This is a genomic window from Mesorhizobium sp. CA12, from assembly GCF_020165255.1.
Lineage (GTDB): Bacteria > Pseudomonadota > Alphaproteobacteria > Rhizobiales > Rhizobiaceae > Mesorhizobium.
Window position 1 is genome coordinate 1 of sequence record NZ_JAIUHT010000016.1, and the last position, 25,801, is coordinate 25,801.

The 25,801-nt window shown below is 63.0% G+C and carries 24 protein-coding genes; 5 read left to right on the forward strand and 19 right to left on the reverse strand.

Features of this window, described 5'->3' with window-relative positions:
- The first annotated feature begins 499 nt into the window (after nt 1-499).
- Nucleotides 500-1,489 (forward strand): hypothetical protein, encoded by a 990-nt coding sequence (locus LB520_RS23040; RefSeq protein WP_224639496.1) that lies wholly within the window; start codon nt 500-502, stop codon nt 1,487-1,489.
- A gap of 1 nt (nt 1,490) precedes the next feature.
- Nucleotides 1,491-2,966, forward strand: coding sequence for an FAD-dependent oxidoreductase (locus LB520_RS23045; RefSeq protein ID WP_411969933.1), 1,476 nt, complete (start codon nt 1,491-1,493; stop codon nt 2,964-2,966).
- Between the two features lie 39 nt (nt 2,967-3,005).
- Here the strand turns inward: LB520_RS23045 and LB520_RS23050 are convergent, their stop codons facing one another.
- From LB520_RS23050 to LB520_RS23065, 4 genes are all read right to left on the reverse strand, one after another.
- Nucleotides 3,006-3,476, reverse strand: coding sequence for a YbhB/YbcL family Raf kinase inhibitor-like protein (locus LB520_RS23050; RefSeq protein ID WP_224639497.1), 471 nt, complete (start codon nt 3,474-3,476; stop codon nt 3,006-3,008).
- A 48-nt stretch (nt 3,477-3,524) separates the two neighbouring features.
- Nucleotides 3,525-3,962: a DUF2267 domain-containing protein gene (locus LB520_RS23055; protein ID WP_224639498.1), complete on the reverse strand. Its 438-nt coding sequence runs from the start codon at nt 3,960-3,962 to the stop codon at nt 3,525-3,527.
- 343 nt (nt 3,963-4,305) lie between these two features.
- The gene (locus LB520_RS23060; RefSeq protein ID WP_095768072.1) at nt 4,306-4,734 is read right to left on the reverse strand and encodes a CBS domain-containing protein; all 429 of its coding nucleotides are present in this window, start codon (nt 4,732-4,734) and stop codon (nt 4,306-4,308) included.
- A 187-nt stretch (nt 4,735-4,921) separates the two neighbouring features.
- Entirely contained in the window at nt 4,922-5,137 is a 216-nt protein-coding gene (locus LB520_RS23065; RefSeq protein WP_224639499.1) for a hypothetical protein, read from the reverse strand.
- 265 nt (nt 5,138-5,402) lie between these two features.
- On the opposite strand from LB520_RS23065, the gene LB520_RS23070 reads away from it, so the two are divergent.
- The gene (locus LB520_RS23070; protein WP_224639500.1) at nt 5,403-6,263 is read left to right on the forward strand and encodes an alpha/beta fold hydrolase; all 861 of its coding nucleotides are present in this window, start codon (nt 5,403-5,405) and stop codon (nt 6,261-6,263) included.
- Nucleotides 6,264-6,380: 117 nt separating this feature from the next.
- Here the strand turns inward: LB520_RS23070 and atzF are convergent, their stop codons facing one another.
- The 8 genes from atzF to LB520_RS23110 are packed head-to-tail and all read right to left on the reverse strand — an operon-like array spanning nt 6,381 to nt 14,649.
- Nucleotides 6,381-8,183: an allophanate hydrolase gene (atzF, locus tag LB520_RS23075; RefSeq protein WP_224639501.1), complete on the reverse strand. Its 1,803-nt coding sequence runs from the start codon at nt 8,181-8,183 to the stop codon at nt 6,381-6,383.
- Complete coding sequence (locus tag LB520_RS23080; RefSeq protein WP_224631579.1) at nt 8,180-8,530, reverse strand: cupin domain-containing protein; 351 nt, start codon at nt 8,528-8,530, stop codon at nt 8,180-8,182. Before LB520_RS23080 ends, atzF begins: the two co-directional genes overlap by 4 nt.
- Nucleotides 8,523-9,191, reverse strand: coding sequence for a cysteine hydrolase family protein (locus tag LB520_RS23085; protein ID WP_224609661.1), 669 nt, complete (start codon nt 9,189-9,191; stop codon nt 8,523-8,525). The genes LB520_RS23080 and LB520_RS23085 overlap by 8 nt, the downstream gene beginning before the upstream one ends.
- On the reverse strand, nt 9,191-10,723 hold the full coding sequence (locus LB520_RS23090) for an ABC transporter ATP-binding protein (protein ID WP_224639502.1): 1,533 nt from the start codon (nt 10,721-10,723) through the stop codon (nt 9,191-9,193). Before LB520_RS23090 ends, LB520_RS23085 begins: the two co-directional genes overlap by 1 nt.
- Before the next feature lie 10 nt (nt 10,724-10,733).
- Complete coding sequence (locus LB520_RS23095; protein ID WP_095768065.1) at nt 10,734-11,435, reverse strand: cysteine hydrolase family protein; 702 nt, start codon at nt 11,433-11,435, stop codon at nt 10,734-10,736.
- A gap of 14 nt (nt 11,436-11,449) precedes the next feature.
- Nucleotides 11,450-12,376: an ABC transporter permease gene (locus LB520_RS23100; RefSeq protein ID WP_224639577.1), complete on the reverse strand. Its 927-nt coding sequence runs from the start codon at nt 12,374-12,376 to the stop codon at nt 11,450-11,452.
- The gene (locus LB520_RS23105) at nt 12,376-13,500 is read right to left on the reverse strand and encodes an ABC transporter permease (RefSeq protein ID WP_224639503.1); all 1,125 of its coding nucleotides are present in this window, start codon (nt 13,498-13,500) and stop codon (nt 12,376-12,378) included. The genes LB520_RS23100 and LB520_RS23105 overlap by 1 nt, the downstream gene beginning before the upstream one ends.
- Before the next feature lie 21 nt (nt 13,501-13,521).
- Nucleotides 13,522-14,649 (reverse strand): BMP family ABC transporter substrate-binding protein, encoded by a 1,128-nt coding sequence (locus LB520_RS23110; RefSeq protein WP_224639504.1) that lies wholly within the window; start codon nt 14,647-14,649, stop codon nt 13,522-13,524.
- A gap of 324 nt (nt 14,650-14,973) precedes the next feature.
- On the opposite strand from LB520_RS23110, the gene LB520_RS23115 reads away from it, so the two are divergent.
- Nucleotides 14,974-15,618 (forward strand): GntR family transcriptional regulator, encoded by a 645-nt coding sequence (locus tag LB520_RS23115; protein ID WP_224631680.1) that lies wholly within the window; start codon nt 14,974-14,976, stop codon nt 15,616-15,618.
- 102 nt (nt 15,619-15,720) lie between these two features.
- Here LB520_RS23115 and LB520_RS23120 read toward each other — a convergent pair whose 3' ends face one another.
- From LB520_RS23120 to LB520_RS23150, 7 genes are all read right to left on the reverse strand, one after another.
- On the reverse strand, nt 15,721-17,034 hold the full coding sequence (locus tag LB520_RS23120; protein ID WP_224639578.1) for an ABC transporter substrate-binding protein: 1,314 nt from the start codon (nt 17,032-17,034) through the stop codon (nt 15,721-15,723).
- Between the two features lie 93 nt (nt 17,035-17,127).
- Nucleotides 17,128-17,976, reverse strand: a complete 849-nt coding sequence (locus LB520_RS23125; protein ID WP_224639505.1) for a carbohydrate ABC transporter permease — start codon at nt 17,974-17,976, stop codon at nt 17,128-17,130.
- A complete protein-coding gene (locus LB520_RS23130; RefSeq protein ID WP_224639506.1) occupies nt 17,973-18,908 on the reverse strand; it encodes a carbohydrate ABC transporter permease in 936 nt (311 codons plus the stop codon). The genes LB520_RS23125 and LB520_RS23130 overlap by 4 nt, the downstream gene beginning before the upstream one ends.
- Nucleotide 18,909: 1 nt before the next feature.
- Nucleotides 18,910-20,001: an ABC transporter ATP-binding protein gene (locus tag LB520_RS23135; RefSeq protein ID WP_224639507.1), complete on the reverse strand. Its 1,092-nt coding sequence runs from the start codon at nt 19,999-20,001 to the stop codon at nt 18,910-18,912.
- A 43-nt stretch (nt 20,002-20,044) separates the two neighbouring features.
- Nucleotides 20,045-21,556 (reverse strand): alpha-N-arabinofuranosidase, encoded by a 1,512-nt coding sequence (locus tag LB520_RS23140; protein ID WP_224639508.1) that lies wholly within the window; start codon nt 21,554-21,556, stop codon nt 20,045-20,047.
- Nucleotides 21,557-21,739: 183 nt separating this feature from the next.
- The gene (locus LB520_RS23145) at nt 21,740-22,666 is read right to left on the reverse strand and encodes an ArsR/SmtB family transcription factor (RefSeq protein ID WP_140545631.1); all 927 of its coding nucleotides are present in this window, start codon (nt 22,664-22,666) and stop codon (nt 21,740-21,742) included.
- A 202-nt stretch (nt 22,667-22,868) separates the two neighbouring features.
- Nucleotides 22,869-24,341 carry a PLP-dependent aminotransferase family protein gene (locus tag LB520_RS23150; protein WP_224639509.1) on the reverse strand — a complete coding sequence of 491 codons (1,473 nt, stop codon included), beginning with the start codon at nt 24,339-24,341 and terminating at the stop codon, nt 22,869-22,871.
- A 536-nt stretch (nt 24,342-24,877) separates the two neighbouring features.
- On the opposite strand from LB520_RS23150, the gene iolE reads away from it, so the two are divergent.
- Nucleotides 24,878-25,789, forward strand: a complete 912-nt coding sequence (gene iolE, locus LB520_RS23155) for a myo-inosose-2 dehydratase (protein WP_224639510.1) — start codon at nt 24,878-24,880, stop codon at nt 25,787-25,789.
- Nucleotides 25,790-25,801: the final 12 nt, after the last annotated feature.

A 25,801-nucleotide genomic window follows, 5' to 3' on the forward strand; every position in this document is an offset into this window, starting at 1 on the left:
TAGTAGCTTAGCGAACGATATCGTAGAAACAGAAGCTATTGAAAGACTGGCTAAATCGGCCTCCGAAGGCAGAGGTCACAAGTTCGAATCTTGTCGGGTGCGCCAATTTCTCACTGTATAACAGGTAGTTAGCACTAGGCTTTGCTTAGCTGAAGTCGTTCGGGGTTGAGCGGCGTAAGCGCTGAGAACCGCGCTCGGCTGCGGCCTCGCCAGCCTCAATTCGGATTTGGCGGCGTCGCAACTTTGCCTCCCCGATCGAAACGCCCGAAACGCCTGGCAACCTCGCACATCCCGCTATGAGTGCCTGGACCCGAAACTCGTGATCAGGACGAGGATATCCGGTCGCGCCGGGCAAAGCGGCCAAGGAACCCGCCGCCGATCAGATCGTTTCGCGATATCTGGCCAGATCAACGGACCGAGGAGAACTCGAATTCGGCATGCTCGCAGTCGCGCGGTGCCGAATACCGGCCAGTTCCGCCAGTTTTAGGACTTTGGCCCAATGTTGCATAACGTCGACTATGTCCTGCGAAAACTCGATTGGCTGCGCGCCGAAGGCATCTGGCCCAACGGCTTGCGGTATCTTTGGACCGATGCATTCGGCGTCGTGCTCTATGTCTCGCTCTACACAGAAACTGGCGAAGAGCGCTGGCTGGGCGCGGCCGACCGGCTGGTGGCCGATGTCGAGCGTGTGCTCGGCCGCCGGCGCGGATTGAGGATTGGCGAGGCGGCGGATCGCGATGGCCAGTATTTCCATTATCTGGCGATGTGGCTGTTCGCCTTGGCGCGTCTGGGCGATCTGAAGCCGGAATACCGCAAGCGGGGCATTGCGCTGGCGCGTGACATTCACCCAGCCTTTGTGATCCCCGGCCGCGGCGTGATCTGGAAGATGCAGGAGGATCTGAGCAGCCCATATCCTGGCTACGGTCTCGGCAGCATGGATGCCTATGACGGCTACGTCTCTTACCGGATGCTCGGTGAGGACGCGCTGGCGGTCGAGATCGCGCAAATGCGCGACCTGATGGAGCGGGATTGGCGCACCCTCGACATCGAGCAGGACCTCGGCCTGGGCATGATGCTGTGGCTCGCCCATTTCTTTCCCGACGAGCCGCGGGCAGAGGCGCAGACGAGGCGTTCGCTGCGAACCCTGGAAACGATGTGGGTCGACCCGCCCGGCTATTTCAGCCGCGCCCCATGGCTGGGCGATACCAAGTTCGCCTTCACCAATTACGGCGTTTCACTCGGCCTGCAGGCCGCCGGTATCTGGCCGGGGCGTATCGACAGGCTGAACGCCTTCTTCGAGGACTGGCGCTCGGGCGACGAATACGACCGCGAGGCGATCACTTGGGTGATGGCCTGCACCTCGCATCTTCCCGGCGCTTTTCTGACCCGGGGTGGCGAGGGATCGACTGAAAGCGACGAACCCCGGGAACGTTCCTCCGCCGGCCCGGTTGTCGATGGAAGCGCATCGAGACGCAAGGGACACGGTTGAAATGGCCATTCTCTTGGGAAAACCGGGAAGCTGTTGGGTTGCGGCAGCCACCGCCACCGACTTTCCCCGGCTCGAAGGTTCGCTCCGTGCGGACGCCGTTGTCGTGGGGGCTGGAATTGTCGGCCTGACGACGGCGCTTCGCCTTTGCGAGGCGGGCCGATCGGTGGTCGTTGTCGAAGGCCTGCGGACAGGCGGCCAGGTCACCGGCCGCTCGACGGCCAAGATCACCACGCAGCATGCCCTGATCTATCGTCATCTCATCGACACTATCGGCCTGGAGTTGGCCCAGGACTACGCCGACGCGAATTCCGCTGGCGCGCAACAAATCCGCGATTGGATCAACAACTACGCGATCGCCTGCGATCTCGAGAGCAAGGACGCCTATACCTACACGTGCAGTGAAAGCCGGCGCGCGGAGGTCGTGGCCGAGGCGGAGGCCGCGCGCCAGGTCGGACTGGAGGCCGATCTCCTCGATCGCGCGCCGCTGCCTTTCGAAACGACCGCAGCATTACGGTTTCCCGACCAGGCGCAGTTCAATCCAACGATGTATCTGATTGGCTTGGCGGCAGCGGTGACAGCCCATGGTGGTCGTATCTTCGAAAACAGCCGCGCCACCTCGATCGACGAGGCAAGCCGCTGGCGCGTCGTCGCCGATGGCGGCGCCGTTGATGCCGGGGACGTCATCGTGGCCACCAACATGACGGTGAAGAGTCCCGTCGGCATGGCGAACCGGACGCAACCGCGCTGCCACACCGCCATGGCCTTTCGGATCGATGATCCCCGCCCTGTCGACGGCATGTTTATCGGCATCGACGATCCGACGCATTCCATTCGCACTGGCCGTGACGCCGAAGGTCCACTGCTGGTCGCGCTCGGCCCCAAATTCAACACCGGCTGGGATGGCGACGTGGCGAGGCGGTTCATCGAACTGGAAAAATGGGCGAGAAAGAACCTTCCCGTCGGTGACGTTGCGTGGCGCTGGTGCAATGAGGACTATGACACGGCCGACAGGGTCCCATACGCTGGCGAACCCGATCCCACCAAGGCGGCCGGCTTCCACATTGCCACGGGTTTCAACGCCTGGGGCATCACCAACGGAACGGTCGCGGGCACGATGATCGCCGACCTGATCTGCGGCCGCCCAAGCCGATGGCAAAACCTCTACGATCCGGCGCGGCCCTATCCCGAGGACTTCCACAAGAATGGCCGCAGTCAATCGATCGTCTCGAGCACGCACGATATCGCGCCCGGCATGGGTGGCGTGATCGTCAGGGGAGACGAAAAGATTGCGGCGTGGAGAGACACCGAAGGAGCACTCCGGGCGGTTTCGGCGACCTGCACCCACAAAGGCTGCACCGTATCCTGGAATAATGCCGACCGCACCTGGGATTGTCCCTGCCACGGCTCGATCTTTGCCGCCGACGGCTCGGTCATCCACGGCCCCGCCCGAAAACCGCTTGCCCAGATTGCATTGTGAAAGCGGCAGCTGTGAAGGCGGCGACCAATGCCGCCGACCTCATGCTGGCCGTTCGTAGGTTCCGACCAACTCCGTCTCCTGCAATGCGTGTTTCTGGGCTTGCTTCCAGACTTGATGCACGCCCGCCTGTCCCGGTACGCCGAGGCTCGGTACATCGAGCGCGGCCAGCCGAAAGTGGCAATGGTGGACGCCATGCCCCGCAGGCGGCTGCGGTCCATCGTAATTGGCATTGCCGAAATCGTTGGTGCTTTGCCTGAGTGCCGACGGACCGGGCTTGCCATCTTCGGCTTCGGCAAGTCCGCCGGCATCCGGCGGGATATTGAAGACCGCCCAGTGCCCGAACGTCCCACTTGGAGCATCGGAATCCTGCACGACTAGAACAAGGCTCTTGGTCCCGGCAGGAACACCGGACCACTTCAGCGGCGGCGAGACGTTCTGGCCGTCGCGCGCATACCTTTCGGGAATTTTTCCGCCTGCCGGGAACGCCGGGCTGATAAGGGTGAGTGGCATTGCTATTTCCCCAGGAGATTGCGACCGAGAAACCCGCGCCGGCGCCGTTCACGCCGCTTGCTGAGCTTCGGCGACCCGTCTGATCTCTCCTGGCAGGGCGTCCCAGACCTTGTGCATCTGTCCTTCTTCGACATGATGGGCAAGCACCTTGGCCACGGCCCTGAATGCATCCTCGGAATCGAGCGGACGGATGAGTTCAAGCTCCGCCTTGATCTTGGCTAGAAACTCGTCGAGCGACCGCGCCTCCTCGGGAGCTTTGGAGGGCTGATATCGGTCATAGAAGGCACCACGAACCAGAATCGGCAATTGCGAGCCGAGGTGGGCTGCAAGATCCGGCTGGATACGGTCGCGCAGGGCGTGCAGCACCGCTCCGAGAACGTGCCAGGCGACCTGCCGATCCGGTCCAATCTCGTCCATGATCTCGTCGAGCCAGATGTTTGTGGTCTGCAGTGTCTTGTCGAATACGTCGAGTCCGGTGGCGTTCATCGAAATCTCCTTTCGTTGAAATCCGACTAGGTGGATTGACCAAACAGGCGTACCGGCCCGTTGTTCCGCGATGGCATATCCCGATGCGCATTCTTGTCGGCTGTCGAGCTTCCGAAGAACCCCGCTGCAAAGGACAAGACACGCCGCATAAGCGCGATAGTGGCCAAACTAAAGGCTGCCTGAGCAGGGGGCGTTCAGCCCCGACGGAGGAGAACGCATGACCGCAACCGCTCAGGCGAGCGTCTAGAGCGGTTCAGTGTTCACGGAATCCCCAAACCGCTCCAAGTTTTGGTTTTAAGCAATTCCGGAGCGAAAACCGCTACGCACTTTTCCTGGAATTGCTCTAGCGACGAGGATCGTCCGTCGCCTCGGAAATGCCTTCGAGGGCGATCTTGGCGGCTTCCTCATCGGTCCGCCCGAGGTCAGCCAGAGCAATGACGCCGACGAGACGCTTGTCGCGGTTGATCACCGGAAGACGACGCACCTGATGCTTGGCCATGATCTTCGCCGCATCGGTGATGTCGGCGTCATCGAAGCACCAATGGACATGCTCAGACATGACCTCGCGAACGGTCGTGTTGCCGGCTGAGCGCTCTTCGGCGACGCCGCGCATCACAATGTCGCGGTCTGTCACCATGCCGACCAACCTGTCATTCTCGCCGACCGGAAGGGCGCCGAGATTGTCGGCCCGCATTTTCCGGGCGGCATCCCTGATCGTCGTGTTCGGGCCGACCAGTTCGGTCCGACGGCACATGATCTCCTGAACTTGCATGGGATGTTCCTCTCTCTGATTGCTGAGGCTCCAAACCGCCTCCTGCTGCGCATCGGAGATCGCCAAGCGTCCGGAGCACGGATCGCGGTCTGCTCGATCCGCGCGCCAACGCGCCTCCCTCGCGATCGAAACTATTCCTGGAACGTCGAGACAGCGAGCGAGTTCCAAAATGATACCGGTGCCGCGGTCATCCCACGAGAGTGGCCGCAGATTGAAAGAATATCGGGAAAACAGATGCACGCGGATCGAAGGTCATGGCTGCCATCTTTACAGATCGGCCGGACGGCGACTGGCCGGGGAACTCGTTCGCTTTGCCGGGCGCGACGACGTCATCGTATTGGCGCTGCCTCCCGGCGCCCTGGACGAAGTCGCGGATCTCGCGGCTCAATGGTTCTTGCGCCATCTGATTTCGGACAGATCGGCGTCGAGGTTCTGACAGTCGGGGCTTGGATCACCGGTCCCGGGATCATTTGCACCGGCCCGTGAATGGCATCGGTCATTTCCCATGCATGGCCGCCGGATGTCTGCAGATGCTGTCTTAAGGTGCCAGTCGGGCACGGGCTGGGGAATGCGCTGCGTGCATTCGTTGTTCACGACCGCAATTTGGATTCTACCTCGATAGCACGAGTGATTTCGATCCCAGTGGAAATCTGATCAGGAGAAAAGCCATGGATTGGCAGTTGCCCGAGCGGTTCGACTTCAACGGTGATGAGATCGCCTGGGGCGTCATTGGCGAAGGGCCGCCCGCGGTCATGCATGGCTCGCCATTCTCTTCGCTCGAATGGCGGCGGATCGTGCCATGGTTCGCGCGGCACAGACGGGTCTTCTACTACGACATGCTCGGCTATGGGCGCTCGACCAAGCCCGAGGGCGACGTCCTGCACGGCGCTCAGAACAACCTGTTCGCGGCACTCGTAAACCATTGGGGCGCCGAGCAGCCCGATATCGTGGCGCATGACTTCGGTGGCTCGGTGGCGCTGCGTGCGCATTTGCTTGACGGTGTCGACTACCGCAGCCTCGTATTGATCGACCCGGTCGCGATCAGCCCGCAGGGTTCAGCGCTGGTGCAGGCGGCGAAAGCGCATGGAGAGGTGTTCGCGAGACTGCCCGCCTATGTCCATGAGGCCATGCTGCGCGCGTACATCAGCGCGGCGGTCAAGCGCACTTTGGCTGAGGAGGAGATGCGGCTCTATCTCGATCCCTGGCTTGAGGAAGAGGGGCAGAAGGCGTTCTGGCGCCAGATCGCTCAAATGGACGACAAATACAGCGAGGAGGTCGAATGGCGCTATGGCGAGATTCGCTGCCCAGTGACGATACTGTGGGGTGCTGAAGACGAGTTCATCCCGCTAAAGGATGGGGAGGAATTCGCGAGGCGTATTCCAAACGCGTCATTCACGGTTATCGCCAACGCCAAGCACCTTGTCCAGGAAGACGCGCCCGAAGCAATCGTTGCCGCGGTGCTCGACGTCTGGCATCAGCACGCGTCAGGTTCGGGACTGTCGGCAGCAGCGCATAACAGCAATCATTGAGCGGCAGCAGAGTGTTCCGCCGAAAGGCGACGATGACACCCTCTTCGTCATCGTTCGGACGACGTGCCCGGCACTGATTCCATGCAAAGCAGTTCGCGGAACCCGTTGACGACACATTCAAAGGGGAACGCGATCAGACAGAAAGCGGCGCCAGCCGCCGAATGACGAGATGTCGGAAGCGCCCAGCAAGCCCACGGATTCCACCAGGAAGCCTTTGGCGCTGCTGCCGTCGTCAAGCTCTATGTTGCCAATGCCCAGCGGCGGCGGGATGGCGGCCACGAAGCGGCCGAAGGCCTCGGCAGGCAGCCGCCAGACTTCGACATCGATCGCAGTGCCGCCGCTCTCCACACGGACCAGTCCGGGCTTGGGCGTGGCCTGGCCGGCGAGCTGGTAAAGCTTGTATGAAGAGGCCGTCCTCATCGCCCGGCAGAATCGGGCGCCGGCCTGCTTGAGCTGGCCATTGAGCGGCATTCCCGAGAGGTGAGCGCCGACCACCACCAATTCGATCGTGCCGTCTTCGGCCAATGCGCCGACAGGCTGCACGCTCGGCTGCCACCAACCGGTCGCGCCGAGGGTGAGACCGCTCGCGGCATGGAGATCGCGCGCGACGGACGCCACAAGGCCGTCCAGTCCGGCGGCCGCAAGCAGTGTCACGCTCATCGGCAGGCCGTCATCGCGCGTGCCGGTCGGCACGGCGATGCCGCACATGTCGAGCAGGTTGACAAAATTGGTGTAGGTGCCGAGCCGGCTGTTGGTCTCGACCGGATCGGCGAGCACGGCGGCGGTGGTGTAGTGCGTCGGCGCGGTCGGCACGCAGAACAGGTCGACCGAGGCGATGAGCGGGGCGAGCTTGGCCCGGTAGGCCTGCAAGGCATAGAGGCCGCGGAAAGCGTCCGCCGCCGACAGCTTCCTGGCGCCGCCGATGATCTTGCTCGTCACCGGATGCATGGCAGCTTCGTTGGCTTCCATGAAATCGCGGATCGCAGCATAGCGTTCGGCCACCCAGGCACCCTCATAGAGAAGGTTGGCGGTGGCGTAGAAGTCGCCGAACGGGATTTCGACCAGCCGGCAGCCGAGCCGCGACAGCATGGCGAGCGAGGTCTCGAAGCCGGCCTGCATCGCCGCATCGCCGAAGAATTTCCGGTCGGCTCTTGCCGGGATGCCGACGCTCGGCACAGGCGGGCGAGCGGCGAGCGGCCGGACGGCGATGTCGCGCGAATAGGGATCGGCCGCATCGCGCGCTGCCGCGACGCAGAACACTGCATAGGCGTCGTCGACGGTCAGCGCGAACACCGACACGCAGTCGAGCGTGCGGCAGGCCGGAACGACGCCGCCCGTCGACAACGCGCCGACGGTCGGCTTCAGCCCGACGATGTTGTTGAGGCCGGCCGGGATGCGGCCGGAGCCGGCGGTGTCGGTGCCAAGCGCGAAGGAGACGATGCCGCGCGCCGTCGCCACCGCCGACCCGGAGGAGGAGCCGCCCGGCACCAGCTCCGCGTCGATGGCGTTGCGCGGGATCGGCCAGGGCGTGCGCACACCAACGAGGCCGGTGGCGAACTGGTCGAGATTGGTCTTGCCCACGACCAGCGCGCCGGCGGCCTTGAGCCGCGCCACCACGGTGGCGTCCTTGTCGGGCCAGTAGGTGTATTGCGCGCAGGCCGCCGTCGTCGGCATGCCGGCGACGTCGATGTTGTCCTTGACGGCGAAGGGAATGCCCCACAGCGGTTTTGCCACCGGGTCGAACGGGCCGAGCGCTTCGGCCGCGGCAAGCAGATCCACCCTGGCGGCGAGATGGATGAAGATGCCCGGATCGTCGGCAGTCTCGATGCGGGCATAAATCGCCGCGATCACATCGCCAACGCCGACACCTCCACGATAGGCGGCGCGCAGGCTCGCTATGTCGAAGTGGACATCACTCATTTCGTCTCCCCCAGAATGATCACCGGCAGGTCCCATTGGATCAGCACGACACAGCCGTCCTTCGTCCACACCGAATGCTCGGTTCCGACCGGATTGAGGATCACGCTGCCGGCAGGATAGTCGCCGTTCTCGTCGCTCTGGGTGCCTTCCAGCACGACGATGGTCTCCAGGCCGGCATGGCGGTGGCGCGGCACGCCGGCGCCAGGCCGGTATTTCAGGATCGCGACGGACGGCTCGACCGGCCCGCCCTGCAGCAGCCAGTGCACGCCGATGCCGTCGCGGAAAGACTCGAACGCCAGATCGCGCCAGCCGCCGTCGAGCAGGCCGGCAAAGGCAAGATTAGGCATTGGCAATTCCCTCGAGCACCTGGTCGGTCGTCGCCGTCCAGCCGACAATGGCGCCCTGTGCCCTGATCATGGCGATCGCCGCCGCCTTGAACTCGGGAAAATAACTTTCCGTGGCGTCCTCGGCGAGCAGGCACTCATAGCCGCGATCGTTGGCCTCGCGCATCGTCGTCTGCACGCAGACTTCGGTGGTGACGCCGGCAAAGACGAGCTGCTCGGCGCCGAGCCTTTTCAGGTCATCGCCGAAGGAGGTCGCATAGAAGGCGCCCTTGCCCGGCTTCTCGATGACGATCTCGCCGGGCAGCGGCGCAAGCTCGTCGAGGATCGCGGTGCCCGGCTCGCCGGCGATCAGCACACGGCCCATCGGCCCGGCATCGCCGATACGAACCGACGGATTGCCGCGGTTGCGCTTGGCCGGGGGCAGGTCGGAAAGGTCGGGCCGGTGGCACTCCATCGTGTGGATCACCGGAAGGCCTGCGGCGCGAAAGCCGTCGATCAACCGCTTCACCGTCGGCACGATCGCGGTCACCCGGCTGACGTCGTTGCCGAGGCTGGCGCCGAAGCCGCCGGGCTCGGCGAAGTCGCGTTGCATGTCGATGACGACCAGCACCATGGTCCGCGGCTTGAAGGCGAACGGAAATGGCTGCGCTGCGATTTCCGCCATCAGTGATGTCCCGCCATGTGCTCGCCGATAGTCTGGACACTGGCCTGCGCGATCGGCGTCTCGTAGACCAGCGCGCCGTCCGACATGACGAAGATGCGGTCCGAGAGCTCGAGCAGTTCGTCGAGATCCTCCGACATCAGAAGCACGGCGGCACCGGCATTGCGCGCCTTCATGATGCGGGCGCGGATTTCGGCCACGGCCGAGAAGTCGAGGCCGAAGCAAGGGTTGGAGACGATCAGAAGGTCGACCTTGCCGGTGAGCTCGCGGGCAAGCACGGCGCGCTGCACATTGCCGCCCGACAGCGAGGCGATCGGCGAGGCAAGCGATGCGGTCTTGACCTTGAACTGCTCGACCAGCCTGGCGCTGAATGCCCTGATGGCGCCGGCACTGATCCAGCTCACCGGTTTGCCGTCGGCGTCGATGTCGAAGGTGCGGAAAGAAATGTTTTCGGCCACCGTCATTTTCGGCGCGCAGGCATTCTTCAGCGGCTCCTCGGGAATGAGCCGCACATTGAGAGCGCGCGCCTCGGCCCGCGTTGCCGCATAGGCGGTGCCGCGCACCATGACCTCGCCGGCATCGCGGGGGCGCTGCCCGGCCAGCACTTCGAGCAATTCCTTCTGGCCGTTGCCGGAAATGCCGGCGATGCCGACAATCTCGCCGGCGCGCACGCCGAGATCCTCGATCCGGATCGACTTCAGCCCGGTGCGGTCCGGCGCCTTCAGCGCCTTGACCTTGAGCACGATCTCGGCGTCCCGCCTAGGCTCGGCGCGGCTGTCGAGGACCGCGATCGGCTGGTCGCCGATCATCATCGCCGCCATGGCTTTGCGGTCGAGGTCGACGACGCGGCCAGTGCCGGTCAGCCTGCCCTTGCGCAGCACGCTGACGTCGTCGGCGAATGCCGTCACCTCGTGGAATTTGTGCGAGATCATCAGCACGGTCAGATCGCCAGCCCTGGTCATGGCGCGCACCAGGCCAAGCACTTCCTGCGCCTCGCCGGGGGTGAGCACGGAGGTCGGCTCGTCCAGCACCAGGAAGGAGCGGCCGAGATAAAGCTGCTTGATGATCTCCAGCTTCTGCTTCTCGCCGGCAGCGAGCTCGGCCACCTTGACGTCGAGCGGCAGCTTGAACGGCATTCGATCCATGAACATTGCAAGCTCGCCGCGCTCCTTGCGCCAGTCGATCACGCCGGGAACCGTCTCACGCGAAATGACCAGATTCTCGGCACCGGTGAGCGAGGGGACAAGCGTGAAATGCTGGTAGACCATGCCGAGGCCGAGCGCCGAGGCGTCCCTGGGGCTGGCGATCGCCACCTCGCGGCCGTCGATGAGGATGTCGCCGGCGGTCGGGTGATAGAAACCCATCATGCATTTGACCAGCGTCGACTTGCCGGCGCCGTTTTCGCCAAGCAGCGCGTGGAATGATCCGGCCGGCACCTTGATCGAGACGTCGCCCAACGCCGTGAAGGCGCCGAAACGCATCGTCATGCCGATGGTCTCGACGCCGACGGCCTTGTTGCCGGTGATCGCGCTCATCCTGGTTTCCTTACGGCAGCTGGGCGACGAAGGACGCCGAGCTCGACACCGCGCCGAAGACGCCGCCCTGCATCTTGATCATCTTGATCGCGGCAAGATGATTGCCGTAGTCGGTCGCGCCGCAGCAGTCCTCCAGCATCACGCATTCGAAGCCGCGGTCGTTGGCCTCGCGCATGGTGGTGTGCACGCAGACATCGGTGGTGATGCCTGTGAGCACGATGTTTTCGATGCCGCGCTGGTTGAGGATCAGCTCCAGGTCGGTGGCGCAGAACGAGCCCTTGCCGGGCTTGTCGATGATCGGCTCGCCCTCGGCCGGGTAGAGGTCGGGGATAATGTCCCAGCCCGGCTCGCCGCGCACCAGGATGCGCCCGCAGGGGCCGGGGTCGCCGATGCCGGCATTGATGCGGCGCGAGCGCCAACGCTTGTTGGCGGGCAGGTCGGCGAGGTCGGGGCGGTGGCCCTCGCGGGTGTGGATGATGGTGTAGCCTTTCGCGCGCATGGCCGACAGCACCGACTTGATCGGCTCGATCGGTGCGCGCACCAGCGACAGGTCGTATCCCATATGATCGACATAGCCGCCCGGCCCGCAGAAATCGGTCTGCATGTCGATGACGATCAACGCCGTGTTGTCGGGGCGAAGCTCGCCATTGTAGGGCCACGGATACGGGTCGGCGTCGATATAGCGCTGGGTGATTTCGGCTCTGGCGTTCATGGCAAAAACTCCAGCTATCTGGTGATCGACAATTCGCCCGGCGCGCCCGCCAGCGAGCGTGTCGGCGACGAGGTGGCGATCATGATGATGAGGGTGAGGATGTAGGGGGCGGCGTAGAACAAATAGTAGCCTTGCGTGACGCCGACCGACTGCAGCGCCGGTCCGAGCGCTCCAGCGCCGCCGAACAGAAGCGCGGCGGCAAAGCAGCCGAGCGGATTCCAGCGCGCGAAGATGACCAGCGCCACCGCCATCAGCCCCTGACCGGACGAGATGCGCTCGGTCCAGCTGCCGGGATAGTAGAGCGATAGATAGGCGCCGCCGATGCCGGCCAAAGCGCCGCCGACGCCGGTGGCGATGAGGCGCACTGTGTTCGGGTTGAGGCCCATGGCGCGCGCGGCATCGGAACTGTCGCCGACGACGCGCACGATGAGGCCAGCGCGGGTATTGCGGAAGGCCCACCACAGGACCAGCGAAAGCACCGCACCGATCAGGAACAGGACGTTAACGTCGAGTGCCGCCTGCACCTGCGGAATGTCGGACCAGGCGCCGAAGGGAATGGCCGGAAGATTGGGTGCTTTCGGCTTGATGAACGGCTTGCCGAAGAAGAAGGCGAGTCCCGAGCCGAACAGCATCAGCGCGATGCCGATGGCGATGTCGTTGACTTTCGGGAATTTGCAGATCCAGCCATGGAACAGGCCGAAGCAAAGGCCGGCGGCCGCGGCGGCAAGCAGGCCGAGCCATGGCGAGCTGGTCATGACCGCGACCGCATATGCGGTCATGGCGCCGAAGACGAGCGTGCCTTCCAGCCCCAGATTGATGCGGCCGGAGCGCTCGGTGATGGCCTCGCCCAGCGAAACGAAGATAAAGGGCGTCGACACGCGGATCGCGCCGCCGAGGATGGCGAGCGGCACGCCCCAGAGGCCGATCCCGGCCGCATCCATCACGAGGCCCTCCGCCACAAATCGGGGTTGAAGGCCTTGAAACGGCCGTACAAGGTTTCGCTGAGCAGGATGACGATGAACAGCATGCCTTGCAGCACCAGGACAGTGGCGTCGGGCAGGTCCATGCGGCGCTGGATCAGCCCGCCGGACGCGTCGATGCCGCCGAGCAGGATGGCAACCGGGATGATGGCCAGCGGGTTATGGCGGGCGAGGAAGGCGACAAGGATGCCGGTGTAGCCATAGCCGGCGGCGAGCGAACCGTTGGCGCTGCCTTGCACGGCTGCGACTTCCAGCATGCCGGCAAGACCGGCAAAGCCGCCCGCAAGCGCGGTAAAGCCGACGATGAGCGGTCCGACGGCCAGCCCCTGCACCTGCGCTGCCCTGACATTGCCGCCGGCAATGCGGGCGGCAAAGCCCCAGCGGGTCTTTTCGATCAGCCCCCAGGAGAGCACGCAGGCGACGACGCCGACGGCAAGCCCCCAATGCACCTCCATGCCCGGAATGTTGCCGACGCGGTAGATGTCGGCGAGCGGCTGGGTCGAGGGCTTGTTGAGCGAGGCCGGGTCGCGCAGCGGCCCTTCCACCAGCTGGTTCATCAAGGCGATGGCGATGTAGGCCATCAGCAGGCTGGAAATGGTCTCGTTGACGGCCCGGTAGTGGCGGAGCGCGCCGACGGCACCGATCCAGATGCCGCCGGCGGCCAGGCCCGCCACGCCCATGGCAAGAATGACGATGAAGGAAGGCGCGCCGCTCAGCATCACGCCTATGGCAGCTGCGCTGACGCCACCGAGCACGATGGCGCCCTCGCCGCCGATGACGACGAGGCCGAGCCGCGCCGGCAGTGCCACGCACAGCGCCGCCAGCAGCAGCGGTGCGGCCCGCGACAGCGAATTCTGAATGGAGAACCACGAGCCGAAGCCGCCCCGCCACATGGTCTCGTAAAGCAGGACCGGGGACTTGCCGACCAGGGCGATGAACAGGCTGAACAGCGCCATGCCGACGACAAGGGCCGCGAGCGGAATGACGAAAGCCTCCGCCCGCCGCGCGATCCATTCCAGCGCCGCCGGATATCCCCTCGCGCCGAGCAGGGCCGGCGCCTCCGCACTGCTGACCGTATCGGTCATGGTCCCCGTCTCCGCTCGGCTTCAGGCGGTCGAGCCGACGACGCCCTCGACGAGATAGTCCATGCTTTCGAGCTCGATGGCGGTCTCGACGAAGGCCTGGCCCTCCGTCGCCACGACGGCGCCCTTGTTGCTCTTCAGCGGGCCCTTGATGACGGAGAAGCCGCCCTTCATCATTTCGGCCAGGGTGGAGTCGAATTGCTTGCGGGCCGGCTCGCCGACGGCGGGACCGAGCGGGCTCATCTTGACGAAGCCGTCGGCCAGTCCGCCGCGGGTGAAATTGGGCAGGGGGGTGCCGGCGATGAGATCGTCGACGAACATCTTGTAGACCTTGGCCCAGTTCCACTCGGCCCCGGTGAGGTATTTTTCCGGCGCCAGCGGGCTCTGGTTGGCGTGGTAGCCACAGACGAAGGCGCCGCGGCCCGCGGCCGTCTCGACCACCACTTTCGGGCTGTCGACGTGGCAGGTGATGACGTCGGCGCCCTGGTCGACCAGCGCGTTGGTGGCTTCCGCTTCCTTCACCGCCAGCGACCATTCGCCGGTGAAGATGACCTGGCAGGTGATCGCCGGATCGACCGAGCGCGCGCCGAGCAGGAAGGAGTTGATGTTGAGCAGCACCTGCGGAATGGGCTTGGCGGCGACGAATCCTAGCTTCTTCGACTTCGATGTGTGGCCGGCGACGACGCCGTTCAGGTACTGGCCCATGCCGATATAGCCGAAATAGGAGCCGGCATTCATCGGGTGCTTGGCCTTGTCCCACATGCCGCCGCAATGGCGAAACTGCACGTCGGGGAATTTCGTGCACATGGCCAGCATGTGCGGATCGAAATAGCCGAAGGAGGTTGGGAAGATCAGCGAAGCGCCGTCGAGGTTGATCATCGATTCCATCGTCTTCTGGACGTCGACCGTCTCGGGAACGTTTTCCTCCTCGACGACGGAGATGCCTTCGATGCCCTTCAGCGCGGCCGCGCCTTCGGCATGCGCCTGGTTGTAGCCATAGTCGTCCTTCGGGCCGACATAGATGAAGCCGACAGTGGCGGCGGCGGCGAAGGCACGGCTGATCGGAAAGGATGCCGAGGCGAGGCCGAGCGCGGCTCCCGCAGCGGAGGTCTTGAGCAGTTGGCGGCGATTAAGCATGAATCTGTCGGTCATGGTGAATGCTCCCCTTTGGGACCCTTTTCCGGGTCGGTTAACATGCCGTCCAAGAAAGTGCATGCAACCGCCGTGCCAGTTTATGTCTTGGAATTTATCCAATAAAATCAGTTACCAGATCGAAGGCTTATGCCTATGCCGGAGGCAATTGCATGCACTTTTTGCCTTGAAAGTAGTCAATTTGACAGACAGATTAAAATAGAGGCATAGAGAGCATGCCTGAGTCGAAAGGCCAACGAGTCGGCCGATTCCACGAGAAGACGCGACGGAGGAAAATTGTCGGGGAAACGCAGCTTGATCAGGGCGGGCACGACCGTGGATCAGATGGTTCGGGCGATCGGCGACCGGATCGTCACCGGCTACCTGCGCCCGGGCGAAAAGCTGGACGAGACCGCGCTCGCCGCTCGCTTCGACGTATCACGCACCCCTGTCAGGGAGGCGCTCGGCCAGCTCAGCGCCATGGGCCTGGTCGAGAGGCGGCCCAACAGGGGCGCTATCGTCGCCGTCGTGACGCAGGAGCATCTCGCCTCGATGTTCGAGAGCATGGCCGAACTGGAAGCGATCTGCGCGCGCTTCTCGGCCGAGCGCATGACCAGCAGCGAGCGTCGCGGGCTCGAGATCGAGCACCAGGCTTCGGCGCGGATGGTGCAGCTGGGCGCCGAGGAGGACTATGAGTATTTCAACACCGAATTCCATAGCCGGCTTTATCGTGGCGCCCACAATGCGCATATCCACGAACTCACCGTGATGACCCGCAGCCGGTTGGCACCCTTCCGCCGCGCCCAGTTCATGCTGCCCGGACGGCTGGCCAAATCCTGGCAGGAACACGACCTGATCGTCACCGCAATCATGCGCGGAGACAGCGTGGCTGCGGGCAAGGCCGCCAGGGACCATGTCTCTATCGTCAGCGAGGCGAGCGCGGTGTTCGCGGCTGACGATCGCAAGCCAATTCGGCGGGACGTGGCCTGAAATTTGCGGACGGTCCGAAGAAGCGGTGCTGCTTCATTGACCAAGAATGCCCGCGACGGTCTCCAGCCGCGGGCATCGAAAGCGTTTTCGACAAACCTGCGGTCAAATGTTGGCGAGCAATTCGTTGACGCGGCTTTCCATGTCGGCAAGTGCGGCATCGACGTCCTTCTGGCCGGTGATTGCAGCGCTCATCTCTTCGCCCACGATGTCCTGGATCGCGAACTGGCGCTGTACCGCGGACGGCAGCGGCCGGCCGAGATCGGCGACCGCGGCGATGGTGTTGCGATGCGGCAGCGCCTTGAAGGCGTCCGAGGAGATGATGGCTTTGTAGGCCGGCAGGTGGCCGGTGCGCGACCAATCGAAGTCATGGTCGGCGAAGAACTTCAGGAACTTGCCGATAGCCGCGGTCTGTTCGGGTGTGCGGTCCTTCTGCGAGACTGCCCAGGTGTGGCCATCGGCATATTGCGCATGGGCGCCGGCAAATAGCTGCGGATACGGGTAGACTGCATAGCCGCCCTTGTTGAGGGCCGTGCCCTTGGTTTCGGACTGGGCGTTGTTGTCGCCGACGACCCACGTGCCGTTGAGCTGCACGCCACCTCCACCGGCAAGGAAGGCGTTGATGGCGCCGCCATAGTCGAGGTCCTTGGTGGTGTAGTCCTTGTCGAAGATCGCCTTGTACATCTCGACGACCTTCTTGGCTTCCGGCGTGTTCAGCTTCACATGCTTTGGATCGGCGAAGAAATCGGAATTCTGTTGGAAGAGATAGGTGTAGAGATTGCGCGTGTAGAGCGCGGTCTCATTGGCCAGGTTCTGAACGAAGTAGGGCTTGCCGGTCTTCTGCTTGAACTGTTCGGCCTGGGCGAGCAGCTCCTCGGGCGACGTCGGAAGGATCGGCGTGCCGTCGGCATTGACGAGGCCAGCCTGTTTGAAGAGATCCATGTTGATGTGATAGAGCATCGTCCAGCTGTCGATCGGCAGGCCATAGATCTTGCCGTCCTTGGTGGCGCCGTTGCGCGCCGCGTCCGTGAAGGAATCGGGTGTGACGCCGACGGACTTCAACAGATCGTCAAGCGGCATCAACAGCCCCTTGGACTGGTAATCCGAAAGCGCGGATTCATGGATCGTGACGATGTCGGGAGCCTCGCCCGAAGCGAACTGCGCGGTCAGCTGGTCATAGCCCGGCCATTCCACGGTGCTGACACTGACGTGGACATCGGGGTTGTCGGCGTTGAACTTGTTGATCAGCGAGGTGATGATGCCGCATTCGCCTACTGCCTTGGCGACATCGGTGTTGGTGCCGAAATCGGCATCGCAGGCACCGAAAAACCGCTGCACCGTCAATTCCGTCGCTGCAAAGCTCGGGCTTGCGAGCATCAGCACGCCCGCCGAGACCGCTGCAAACAGGACTTTCTTCATTTTCATATCAGTTCCTCCTCCTGAGTCTGCGCCATTCCACGCTGGACTGGCTTCATGCTTCAATCGCTGCGACGCCGCCGTCAGGCAATCTCGTCATCGCACCGCGGCGCCCGAGACGGCCGTGACGATGTATTTCTGGAAAAACAGGTAGACGATCAGGATCGGCGCGCCGGCAAACACCGCCTGTGCCATCAAGAAGCCGATGCCTTCCGACTGGGCGAAATTGGTCTGTGTCGAGGCCATGCCGACCGTCAGCGTGTACATATCCTTCTTGGTTGCCGAGATCAGCGGCCACAAGTAATCGTTCCACGCGCCGAGGAAGGTGAAGATGCCGAGGGTTGCCTGGGCGGGCACCGTGAGCGGCAAAAGAACCTTCCAGAACGTCCTGAACCGGCTGGCATTGTCCAGCATGGCGGCTTCGTCCAGCTCCTTCGGGATGGCCTTGAAATACTGGGTCATCAGGAAGACGCCGAAAGAAGCCGACAGGCCCGGGAGAATGAGCCCGTGATAGGTGTTGTGGAAGTTCAGCATGCTGAAGATCTGATGGCGGGCGACAAGCACGGCCTGTTCCGGAACCGCCAGGCCGAAGAGGACGACCACGAACAGGACGTTTCGGCCGGGGAAATTCAGCCGTGCAAAGCCATAGCCGGCAAGCGATGACAGGATCAGCGTTCCGAGCGTCAATCCTCCGGAGACGATGATGCTGTTGAGCACCCAGACGAACACCGACGAGGTGCCGATGGTGTTGATGTAGTTCTTGAGCGTATAGGGCGCCTGAAACACCGAATTCGGATTTGCCATCAGCTCGGCATTTTCCTTGAGCGACAGGCCGATAACCCACAGGACCGGCGCGACCATGACCAGGGAAAGCAGGATGACCAGAGCCAGCAACACGCGGTCGCCGAATGCGCGTCCCTTGATGGAGATGGCTGGAGCCCTCATGCCTGACCTGCCTTGTTGCGCGTGACCAGGTACTGGGCCATGGCCGCCATCAGGATGAGGATGAACAGGACCTCCGAAGCCGCGGCACCCATGCCGAGATCCCAGCGGCGGAACGCGGTGTCATAGATGTAGAGCACGATCGGCTTGGTCAGGTTGTTCGGACCGCCGCGTGTCATCAGCCAGGCCTGGCCGAACAGCTGGAACTGCAGCACGATCTGGACGATGACCACCAGGACGAAGGTGCGTTTGATCGACGGCAGCGTAATCGAGCGTAACGTCTGCCAGCGATTGGCATTGTCCAGGGCTGCCGCTTCGTAAATATCCTGCGGAATCTGCTGGAGGGCGGAGAGAAAGAGCATCATCGGCAGGCCGATGCACCACCAGACGGTGGCAATGGCGATGCCGATCATCGCCAGGCTGGGATCAGAAATGAAAGCCGGGGCGGTTGCGCCGAACCATCCGTAGATCGTCGACAGAAGGCCGACATTCGGAATGAACACGATGCGCCAGATCAGCGTGACGATCGTGACCGACAGCACGGAGGAAGAAAAGAACAGGGTCCGCAGCACCGCGGCGGTGCGCGTGCGGCGGTTGAGGCAAAGCGCGAGAAAAAGACCGATCAGTGCCAGGGTCGGCACCGTCAGAAGCACGAAGTAGAAGGTATTCCAGACCGATTGCAGGAACACCTTGTCGTGAAACAGCCTGATATAGTTGCCGAAACCGACGAAGTTTCCGGATGAGAACGTGTCGGCCTTGTGGAAGCTCAGCCACATTCCCCAGAACAGCGGGACCAGCAGAAGCGTCGTGAAGAAGAACAGGAACGGCGCGACGAAAATGAAGTTTCGCCATTGCGGCGCGTAGATATCGATGCTTGCAGCTCTGTCGCCGGCGGCCGGAAGCGCGGTGCGCGGCGTCGCCCGTCGGTCGTCCATGTCAGACCTCCCTCGCGTGCCAGGCGCGACCGGTCTCGCCGAACAGATGCGATTTCCGGCCGTCGAAGGCGAGCCCGACCTTGTCGCCGACCGCAACGCGGCTGTTGCCAGCATCCGAGCCGACGATCTGCTGGCCGTCGCCAAGCCGGGCGTAGACCAAGGTGCGATCGCCGAGCCGCTCAAGCACATCGACCACGCCATCGGCATTGCCCTGCCCGGCGGGAGCGATGCGCACGTCTTCCGAACGGATGCCGAAAGTGTATTTGCCATCGATCGTCTGGCCGGAAGCAATCTCGGTCTGAACCGATATGCCGTCCGCAAACCTGGCCGTGGCATTCCGGCTCGACCTGTCGAGCGTCGCCTCGACAAAATTCATTGCCGGCGCGCCGACGAAGCCTGCGACGAATTTGGTCGCGGGGCGGTCGTAGATCTCCATGGGAGAGCCGATCTGCTCGATCTTGCGATTATTCATGACGACAATGCGGTCGGCGAGCGTCATCGCCTCAACCTGGTCGTGGGTGACGAAGATCATCGTCGATTGCAGGCGCTGGTGCAGTTGGGCAAGTTCGATGCGGGTACGGGTCCGCAATGCCGCATCGAGATTGGAGAGCGGCTCGTCGAACAGGAAGGCCTTCGGCTCCTTGACGATCGCTCGGCCGATGGCGACGCGCTGCCGCTGGCCGCCGGAGAGCTGGCCCGGCTTGCGCTCGAGCAGGTGCTCCATCTCGAGGATGCGGGCGCTCTCCTTTATGCGCGCGTCGATGAGGTCGCGCGGCATGCCGATATTCTCAAGCCCGAATGCCATGTTGTCGCGCACGCTCATATGCGGATAAAGCGCATAGGACTGGAACACCATGGCAATGCCGCGCTTGCCCGGCGGCAGATGATCGATACGTTCGTTGTTGATGGCTATCTCGCCGGTATCTACAGTCTCAAGGCCCGCGATCATGCGCAGAAGCGTCGATTTCCCGCAGCCGGAGGGCCCGAGAAACACGATGAATTCGCGTGCCTTGATGGAGAGAGACAGATCATCCAGCACCGTCATGGCGCCGAAATGCTTGCTCACATTCCTGATCTCGATATCGGCCGTCACGTCGAGGCTCCTCCTCAGCCCATGCACGACGATGCGCCTGAAGTCAGAGCTTCAGGCGGACCATCTGGTAGGAATAGGGCGGCAGCGGCAGGCTCAACTTGCCGCCCACCAGCGACGCGCCGGTCCCCTTCCTGGGACTGACATTGCTTGGGTTCTGTGCCGAATTGACGGCTTTCAGATCCGCGTGCGTCATCAGCTGATGGTCGACGATCTCAGCCGCGCCGAAGCCCGCTATGTCGATCGCGGTTTCGATTTCCTGGCTCGAATGGCGATTGATGGCAAAGAAGGTGACATGTCCGGTTTCCGTGTCATGCACGCCGGCGACATCGACATAGGAAACATCGCCGGCGACCGTGGAACTGTAGGTCGGGCTTTCCACCTTCAGATCCAGCGCATTGCCACGGCCGTAGATCGAGGCATAGAGATAAGGATAGAAGATCGTCTGACGCCATGCCGGGCCGTTGGGAACGGTCATGATCGGCGCGATGACGTTGACCAGTTGCGCCAGGCACGCGATCTTGACCACGTCGGAACGACGGATGAAGGTGTTGAGGATCAGGCCGACCTGCAGCACGTCCTCGAAATTGTAGATGTCTTCGAGCAATGGCGGGGCGAAGGGCCAACCCTCATTGCCGCCAAGGATCTTCTTGTCCTGCTCCTTGGAATGGTACCAGACGTTCCATTCGTCGAACGAGATGTAGACCTGCTTCTTGGAGCGCTTCTTGGCCTTGATATAATCGATGACGCCGGCGACCGAGACGATGTAGGCGTCGAGCTTCTCGCTCATGGCTAGATAGTTCGGCGCGTCGTTGGCTTCATTGTCGAAATACATGTGCAGCGAGATGTAATCCACCTCGTTGTAAGTATGATCGAGAACGGTCGCTTCCCATTCCGGGTATGTCGGCATCTTGGCATTCGACGAGCCGCAGACCACGAGCTCGAGCGACTTGGAGAAGGCACGCATCGCCTTGGCGGTCTCGTGGGCCAGGCGGCCATACTCGTCGGCGGTCTTGTGGCCGATCTGCCAAGGGCCGTCCATCTCGTTGCCAAGACACCAGAGCTTGACGTCAAAGGGCTCCTTGCGGCCGTTGGCGATGCGCTTGTCGCTCCACTCGCTGCCGCCGGGATGATTGGCGTATTCCAGAAGGTTGCGGGCTTCATCGAGCCCACGCGAGCCGAGATTGACGGCAAGCATCATCTCGGTGTTCGCCGAGGCGCACCAGTCGGCAAATTCATGCAGGCCGACTTCATTGCTTTCCGACGTGTGCCAGGCAAGGTCGAGGCGCACCGGGCGCCCTTCCTTAGGGCCGACGCCATCTTCCCAATTGTAAGCGGATACGAAATTGCCGCCAGGATAGCGGACGATCGGAACTCTGAGCTCCCTGACGAGATCGATGACGTCGCGACGCATGCCGTTGTCATCCGCCGTCGCATGGCCGGGCTCATAAATGCCGGTATAGACCGCCCGCCCAAGATGCTCGATGAAGGACCCATAGAGCCTGGGATCGATCTTCGAGACGATATAACGCGGATGCGCCGTAACGGCCGCCTTCATGCATTCCCTCCGATAATATCATAAATGATGATTTAAATCACCTTATTAGATATCAAAGGGAACAGCATCCGTTCGTCAAGCGAAAAACCGCCAAAAGTCTGACAATTGACCGGCAGCCTCAGCCGCAAATGCTGCCAAATGTTTGAAATTATTGCACTATTTTTGAGACCCGATTTGATGATATCAACCGGTTTTGATCCTCAGCAGAATGTCCTGATCGTAATTTCCAAATCCCTTGCCGAAAATATTGATTCCGCCGGGGCGCTCGGCGTCATCCTTGACGCCGATACGAACCCGGATCGAATGATGGCCCTTGAGGTCGAGGGCGGCGAGGCTGGTCTCGGAAATCCTGACACCGTCGACATAGGTTCCGTCAGCGGAAACCCGCCAGTTCTTCAGCTTGCCATATTGCGAGCCCTTGAGCTTCCACCAGGAGGGCGTGAAAACGCCGCGCTTGTCGCCGAAATCGCCGGGTGACGTCCAGGTGCCGACGTCGACGCCATTGATCGTCAGCGTGATGTCGGAGGGCCAGTCGGCGCTGGTGCCCGGCACTTCCGAGGACAGTTCCACCACCAGCTCGAGCTCGGTAATCTCGGTATTGGCGAGCTTGGCATTGTTGGGGAACTGATATTCGACAAAGCCGCGCGTGAACCACAACAAACCGGCCTTCATACGGTCCGGATCCAGGAAAGTGTTGGGCACATCGAGCAGACCGATGATCCCGTCCGGCGAACAGAGACCGCAGGGCGCGGTGACCTCGAATCCGGTGTAAAGCCCGATCGGCATCGATACTTCGATCGCGTCGTTCTTGACCGCGCGATACTCGCTCTTGAAGACCACGAGCACTTCCTCGGCGGTCGGATAGCAGATCTTCTGGCTGCCTTTCTTCGCCTTCTGGTTCTCGGTGCGGATCAGGCCCGCATCCTCAAGCACCTGGATATTGGTCGAGACCGTCGACTGCGGCAGCGACAGCACGGAGGCTATTTCGTTGACATTCATCGGCCCCTTCTCATGCAGCAGCCTCAGCATGGAAATGCGCGCCGAAGAGGCAAGGCCCTTAAGGACGGCCATGCCCTCCTCAGGGTCGATCACCAGAAAATTGCGACTCAATGGATTGCCAGCCTATGCGATTTGCACCCGAAATCAGCTTGTATATCGGGATAATTGATTCAATCAATGCGGCGGCGGCACTCCATGCACCTTTTTGGTTGAGCGACCGCGAAGAGGCCATTGTTCCTCGGCAGGCTTGCCGCCTCGTGCGACCTAGCCAAGCAGGACGTCGGGTGCGCCATTTACCGGCGCCGCGAAACCCTCACCCCAGCGTCTCGCGGATCGCCTGCGCCAGCCGCTCCACCCCGTCCCGCGTCTGCGCGGCATCACACGCCGCATAGCCCAGCACCAGGCCTTGCGTCGGGGCCGTGTTCTGGAAATATTTCGACAGCGGCGAGACGTTGATCGCCCTTTTTGCTGCGGCCTGGCTGACCTTGATGTCGTCGATGCCATCCTTGAGATAGCCCACCACCTGGATGCCGGCTTCGGCGGGGGACAGCGTGATCTCATCGCGCAGGCGCTCGGTCACGATGTCGCGAAAAAGCTGGCGGCGCTGGGCGTAGATGCGGCGCATGCGCTTCAGATGCCGGCTCATATGGCCTTCGGTGATGAAGTCGGCCAAGGCGGCCTGCAGCAGCAGCGGCGCGAACTGACCGGTGGTGGAAAGCGCGTTGACGATGCGGCCGGCAAGCTCCGGCGGAAGCACCATGAAGCCGAGGCGCAGCGCCGGGAACAAAAGCTTGGCGAAGGTGCCGACATAGATGACGCGGCCGGAACGGTCCATGCTCTGGATCGCCGGCACGGGCCTCCCTTGAAAGCGGTATTCGCCGTCGAAATCGTCCTCGATCACCCAGGCGTTCGCGGTCTCGGCGATGTCGAGCAGGCGCAGCCGCTCCTCCATGCGCATGGTGATGCCGAGCGGATGCTGGCAGGCCGGCGTCACATAGATGAGACGGGGCGAGAAGGTTGGAGCATCGAGGCGCCACCCGCGCTCCTGGTCGACCGCAATCGGCAGGATCCTTGCGCCGGCCACGGTGAACGCGGCCTTTGCGCCGTAATAGCCGGGCTCCTCCATCCACACCGTGTCCTCGGGGTCGAGCAGCAGGCGGGCCAAAAGATCGAAGGCCGCCTGCGCGCCGGTGGTGATGACGATCTGCTCCGGCCGGCAGCGCACGCCGCGCGCGGAATAGAGGTAGCCGGCGATTGCGCCCTTCAGCGCCGGGTGGCCGGTGACGTCATAGGTGCCGAACAGCGTCTCGCCGCCATGGCTGGCGCGGCGCGCGACCAGCCGGCCCCAGACGCCGAAGGGAAAGCTCTGCGCATCCGGCATGCCGGGGTGGAAGGCGACATGCCCCGGCCTGCCGTGATGATAGGGCTGGCTCAGCAGCTGCTGGCCGCGCAGCGAGGGCTGGCGCAGCGGCACGGGCGGCTCCTCGGCCGGTGTCTCGCGCGGGCCTTCGGGCAGGTCGACGATGACCGGACGGGCGCCTTGGCGATTGGCGAGATAGCCTTCGGTGACGAGCTGGTCATATGCGGCGACGATGGTGTTGCGGCCAAGGCCGAGCTCGGCGGCCAACGAGCGGGTGGAAGGAAGCTCCGAGCCTGGCGCCAGCGTGCGATTGCGGATGATGGCGACGAGGCCGTGATAGAGCTGACGCGAAAGGTGCTCGGGGCTCGAGCGGTTCACGGCCAGCATGTCGAGCGGGAAGACCTGGGGCTTGGGGTGGGAGCGCATCGTTTATCCCCACCCATGGATGCAATGGCAATGGCGTGCCGCGACACGCTTGTGCTGCAAGGTCGAGTTCCTTCGCCCCCCTCTCTGTCCTGCCGGACATCTCCCCCTCAAGGGGGGAGATTGGCAGTTCAGGCGCCTCGCTTTTCTTTGCGGCGTCGGCGATTGGCGAAAGCCGGCGCGACATCCGATCTCCCCCCTTGAGGGGGAGATGGCCGGCAGGCCAGAGAGGGGGGCCTCGCGCCGACGATCAATGATTTCGAGGTAGCCCATCTACCCATCCTGCCACACCCGCCTCTCCGCACAAACTGGTTCCTTTATTTTCCAGAAAACTGGCCCTCGCGATGGAGACAGAGCGGCGTAGACTTCGCTCAATGACGTTGGGGTAAGACGCCGACAAAACATCTGAGGCGCGGCGCTGGGAGGGCGTCTTGCCGAACGAAACGGCAGGGTTTCGCCCCGCCGCCGGCAACCGCAGCCATCTCCTCCCGAGACAGGACACCCCGCAGCCATCATGGCTGCGGGGCGGAAAGCGAGCAATGACGACAGTTCGACTTGGCATCAACCCGATCACCTGGACCAATGACGACGTGCCGGAACTGGGTGGTGACACGCCGCTCGAGACCTGCCTCAGCGAGACCGCGGAGGCCGGCTATGCCGGCACCGAGCTTGGCGGCAAGTTCCCGCGCGAGAGCCGTGCGCTGAGGCCCATCCTCGACCATTACGGGCTGGCGCTGGTCTCCGGCTGGTATGACGGGCGCATCTGCGAAAAGGAAGTGGACGAGGAGTTCGAGGCGATTCGGCCGCATCTGACGCTGCTTCGCGACCTCGGCGCCAGGCGCGTCGTCTATGCCGACACCTCGCGCGGCCGGCATGGCGCGATCCACGACCCGATCTCGCAGCGGCCGAAGCTGATGGACGGGGAATGGAAGGCCTATGGCGCCAAGATCACCCGGCTCGCCGAGCGTTTTTCCGATTTTGGCGTCGGCATGGCCTTCCACCATCACATGGGCACGATCGTCGAGACCGACGCGGAGATTGACAGGCTGATGCATACCACCGGCGAGGCGGTCAGCCTGCTTTACGATACCGGGCACTGCGCCTTTTCGGGCGGCGACCCGGAGCAGTTGCTGCGCCGGCACGTGGAGCGCGTCGTGCATGTCCATTGCAAGGATGTGCGCCCGGCCATCTTAAAGAAGGCGCGTGAGGCCGACATGAGCTTCATGGGCGCGGTGATGGACGGCATCTTCACCGTGCCGGGCGACGGCGCGATCGACTATCCGACGCTCTTAAAGATCCTGGCCGACCACGGTTATTCCGGCTGGCTGGTGGTCGAGGCCGAGCAGGACCCGGCCAAGGCGCATCCCTTGACCTACGCGACGATGGGGTATCGGAATCTGAAGAGGCTGGCCGAGGGCGCGGGCTTCTACGTCCACGAGCGCAAGGCCTGAAGAAAGCATGGG